The following is a 4696-nucleotide window of genomic DNA, read 5'->3' as shown; positions in this document are numbered from 1 at the left end:
CGTCGCGCGCCCCGCCGCCCTCGCCGCGCTCGCCGCGCTCGCGGTGCTGGCGGGGTTCGGCGCGCGCGACGGGACGCCGCTCTCGGTCCTCGAGCGCGCGGGGCTGCGGCTGCGCGGGATCCCCGACTTCGTCGCCCCCGACCCGGGCGTCGGCTGGCCGGCGGTCCTCGGCGGCGTGCACGCCGCGGCGATCGGGTTCCTCCTCGCGCTGCTCGTCGCGCGCGTCACGGCGCGCGTCCCCGCCGCGCTGGCGTGGCTCCCGGCGGTGGGCGTCGGCTCGCTCGTCCTGCTGGTGGACCCGCGACTCCCCGAGGCGCTGCGCCTCGGCGCCGGCGCCGATCGGCCCGCGCTGCGCGCGCTCGGCGTGACGACGCTCGTGGCGGCGGCGGCGCTCGCGGCGCGGCTGGCCGCGCGGCCAGCGGGCGCCGACGCAACGGCCGTCGTGACCTCCGAACACGACCTGCCGTCCACTCGGTGACGCGCGGCACGCGCCGCGTCGCGACGCGCGGATCCGCGTCGTGACCGGAAAGCTGTCGGTCGGGTCATACCCGGTGAGGCCGTAGCTCGCCCGCCACGGTACGGCCACGCGCGCGTCACGCCGGTTGCTTCCCAGCGGGAGGCGCCGGAACGTTCGGGTCGGACCGGTGTTGAGCGAACGCAGCACTCGCGGCACGCAGTGGCGCGCATCTGGCTCCTCGTCGACGTGGTACCTGGACCCCGCGGCGGGAGCCGCACATCGCCCCCGAAGGAGGGAGCAGGAGGCATCATGGACATCCTCGTGTTGCTCGAGGACGGGCCCGAGCGCGCGCCGCCAGGCACGCTCGCGCCGACGACCGCACCCGGCGACCACGCCGGGCCGCTGGCGCACGTCAACTCGGTCGCGCCCGCGACCCCGTTCGAGGGCGCGCCGCGCGAAGTGGTGACGCTCTACGGCACCCCGGACGCGGAGTCGCTGGCGTACGCGCTGGCCGCCGCGGTCGAGGGGCAGCGCGCCGGCGGCGACCACGTCGGGGCCATCCGGCACCTCGGCGTCTACGCGGGGCGCGGCGCCGTCGGCGACGCGGCCTGGCGCGACGAGCGGACCGGCCAGCTCCTCACGGAAGACCTGGAGATCCCCGCCGCGCGCCTGCACGAGACGGCGCTCCGGCTGCTCGGCGACACCGGCTCCTCCATCCGCGCGATGGTGGCCGGGCTCCTCATGCCCGACTGGCCCGAGGGCGTGCGCCGCGCCATCAACTTCTCGTTCACCCCCGCGGGCGCGCGGCCGGCCCTCGCCGGCGTGGGCAGCGACGTCGACTTCCTCGACTCGATCCGCGAGGCCGACGGCAACCTCTTCGAAGGGGACTGAGCACACGCACCTTTCCTCGTCCGAATCGCAGTCCCACGAGGCGGCCCGGTGATCCTGGCCGCCTCGTGCATTTCCCCCCGTCCCGTCCGCCGAACCCCCTCTTGCGGCCCCTACCCCCCGGAGGGATGCTCCGGATGCACCCGAAGCACGCAGGGCACGCGATGCACGCGCCCCGGCGCCCGCGTCCGGCGGCGCGCGTCATCCTCACGACGAGGAGGGACGATGCGAGAGTACGGCAGCAGGGAGATCCGCAACGTGGCGGTAGTCGGCCACGGGGCCAGCGGCAAGACGAGCCTCGTGGACGCCATGGTGTACGCGGCCGGCGCGAGCAGGCGCCACGGCGCGGTGAAGGACGGCACCGCGCTCACCGACTTCACCCCCGAGGAGGCCGAGCGCGGCTTCTCCATCTCCCTCGGCTGCGCGTACGCCGAGTGGGAGGGGTGCAAGATCAACCTGCTCGACACGCCCGGCTATCTCGACTTCCAGGGCGACGCGATCGCGGGTCTTGCCGCGGCCGACGGCGCCCTCGTCGTCGTCGGCGCGACGACCGGCGTGGAGGTCGGGACCGAGAAGATGTTCCGCGAGGCGCTCCGCCGCGACGACCCGGTGCTGTTCGTCGTGTCGATGATGGACAAGGAGCACGCCGACTTCGACGGGATCTACCGCCAGATCAAGACGCGCCTCACGCCGAAGGTCGTCCCGGTCGAGGTCCCGCTCGGCGAGGGGGCCGACTTCCGCGGCGTGATGAACCTGTTCACCAAGAAGGCCTACCTCTACAGGCAGGGCACCAAGAGCGGCGAGTACGAGGAGGTCGACATCCCCGCCGAGGCGCAGCCGCGCTTCGACCAGTACCGCGAGGAGCTCATCGAGGCGATCAGCGCCACCGACGACGCGCTGCTCGAGCGCTACCTCGAGGGCGCCGAGATCGGGCGCGACGAGGCGATCGCGGGGATGAAGGAGGCGATGAAGCGCGAGGACCTCTTCCCGCTCTTCTGCGTCTCCAGCGACTCGATGATCGGCGTCCGCGCCCTGCTCACCGAGATCGCCCAGCTCATGCCCTCCGCCTGGGAGATGGAGGAGCTGCACGCCTTCACCGGCGCCGAGGGGCACGCGACCGTCGAGATCCACGCCGACGACGACAAGCCGTTCGCCGCGCTCGTGTTCAAGACGCACGCCGAGCCGCACGTCGGCGACGTCTCGTACTTCCGCGTGCTGCAGGGGAGCGTGGCCAACGGGCAGGAGGTGTTCAACGCCACGCGCGACGTGGCCGAGAAGCTGAACCACCTCGCCATCCCGTGCGGGCGCGACCGCGTCGAGGTGCCGCGCCTCCACGCCGGCGACATCGGCTGCGTGGCCAAGCTGCGCAACACGCACACGAACGACACTCTGTCGACGCGCGAGCACCCGGTCCGCCTGCCGCAGATCCGCTTCCCCGACCCGCTCGTCCACTTCGCCGTCCACGCGCCCAGCCGCGACACGGAGGAGAAGCTGCAGGCCGGGCTGCACCGCCTGCACGACGAGGACCCGACCTTCACCGTGCAGTACGTCCCCGAGACGCACGAGACGGTCGTCGCGGGGATGGGCGAGCGCCACCTCGAGATCACGATGGCGCGCCTGAAGCGGAAGTTCTCGGTGACCGGCGAGCTGACGCGCCCGAAGATCGCCTACCGCGAGACGGTCACGGCCAACGAGAAGGGGCAGGGGCGCCACAAGAAGCAGACCGGCGGCAAGGGGCAGTTCGGCGACTGCTGGATCCGCATGTCGCCCCTCCCGCGCGGCGAGGGCTACCTGTTCGAGGACAAGATCGTCGGCGGCGCGATCCCGTCGAAGTACATCCCGGCCGTCGACCGCGGGATCCAGGAGGCCAGCGCGCGCGGCGTGCTCGCCGGCGCGCCGCTCGTCGACTTCCGCGTCGAGCTGTACGACGGCTCGTACCACTCCGTCGACTCGAGCGAGCAGGCGTTCAAGATGGCGGGGATCCTCGCCTTCCGCGCCGTCGCCTCCAAGTGCCGCCCGGTGCTGCTCGAGCCGCTCGACCTGCTCGAGATCACGACGCCCGACCAGTACCTCGGCGACGTGATGGGCGACCTGTCGGGACGCCGCGGGCAGATCCTCGGCACCGACTCGTCGGGCGACGGGCACGGCACCACCGTGCGCGCGGTCGTGCCGCAGGCCGAGCTGCACCTCTACGCCACCAACCTGTCGTCGCTCACGCACGGCCACGCGACCTACGCGCGTCGCTTCCACGGCTACGAGCAGATGCCGCACGATGCCGCGCAGAAGGTGATCGCCGACCACGCCAAGGAGCGCGAGGAGGCGCTGGCCGAGGTGTAGCGCGATGTGAGAAGCCCGTTGGGCGCGCCGGGGCCGGGTTGCGATCCGCCCCGGCGCGTCGCACATCGGGGGATGCGACGGCTCCCAGCGCTCGTCCCGCTCGCCCTCCTCGCCGCGCCACTCGCGTACGCGCCGCTGGCGGCGCAGGAGGGCGTCGTCGTCGGGCGGGTGCGCAGCGCCGCGGACTCGGCGCCGGTGCCGGGGGCCGAGGTGCTGCTGGGGAACGGCGCGCGCACGACGCGCGCCGACAGCGCCGGCGCGTTCCGGCTCGGCGGCGTCTCCGCGGGGCGGCATCGGGTCGTGGTGCGGCGCGTCGGCTTCCTCCCCGCCGGCGCCGACGTCGAGGTGCGGGGCGGCGACTCGACCGACGTCGTCGTCCTCCTCCGCCAGGTCCCGCAGCGCCTGCCGGGGGTCGCCGTCGTCGACCGCGTGATCGCGCGGCGGCTGGAGCGCTTCGAGGAGCGGCGCGCGTTCGGGATCGGCCACTTCCTCGGCCCCGAGGAGCTGGCGCGCGAGGGGGACCTGCCGTTCAGCGCGGTGGTGCGCAAGCGGCTCCCCGGGTTCAACCTCGTCCCCAATCCGCGCAACGGGCGCCCGTACCTGGCGTCGTCGCGCGGCGCGGGGATGTCGCAGCTGCCGCCGGCCGACCCGTTCGACCCGCGCAGCCCGCGCGGGTGCTGGTCGCAGGTCTTCCTCGACGGGACGCGCTTCTACGGCCACCAGCCCGGCGCCCCGCCGATGCCGGCGCCGGAGCTGGACGCGTTCCAGACGCGCGAGGTGCTCGCCGTCGAGGCCTACACCGCCGCCAACGTCCCTGCCGAGTACGCGGGGCCGATGGCGCGCTGCGGGACGATCGTGCTCTGGACCGGGCCGCGCCGCTGACGCGTACCGTCCGCTAGGTTGGGCGCCATGCCCGCCCGCCGAGTCCGTCTGGCCGCCGCCGCCGCCGCGGCCGCCGCCGCCGCCCTCCCGCCGTCCGCCGGCGCCCACGCGCAGCCCGCGCCCGCCGCCGGC

At 74.4% G+C, this 4696-nt stretch carries 3 protein-coding genes and 1 pseudogene; all 4 read left to right on the top strand.

All coding sequences use genetic code 11. The features are described from left to right. A pseudogene (locus PYV61_RS21155) lies at positions 1-478 on the top strand (hypothetical protein); the annotation flags it as partial. Between the two features lie 288 nt (positions 479-766). Beyond that, positions 767-1348 carry a hypothetical protein gene (locus PYV61_RS21150; RefSeq protein ID WP_275835370.1) on the top strand — a complete coding sequence of 194 codons (582 nt, stop codon included), beginning with the start codon at positions 767-769 and terminating at the stop codon, positions 1346-1348. 222 nt (positions 1349-1570) lie between these two features. Beyond that, a complete protein-coding gene (gene fusA / locus PYV61_RS21145) occupies positions 1571-3682 on the top strand; it encodes an elongation factor G (protein ID WP_275835368.1) in 2112 nt (703 codons plus the stop codon). Positions 3683-3754: 72 nt separating this feature from the next. Next, positions 3755-4564 (top strand): carboxypeptidase-like regulatory domain-containing protein, encoded by an 810-nt coding sequence (locus tag PYV61_RS21140; protein ID WP_275835366.1) that lies wholly within the window; start codon positions 3755-3757, stop codon positions 4562-4564. The last annotated feature ends 132 nt before the right edge of the window (positions 4565-4696 follow it).

It is taken from the genome of Roseisolibacter sp. H3M3-2 (assembly GCF_029211165.1).
Classification (GTDB): Bacteria; Gemmatimonadota; Gemmatimonadetes; order Gemmatimonadales; family Gemmatimonadaceae; genus Roseisolibacter.
Note: the sequence above shows the minus strand (reverse complement) of the source record. Positions and strands in the feature narration are given on the sequence as shown.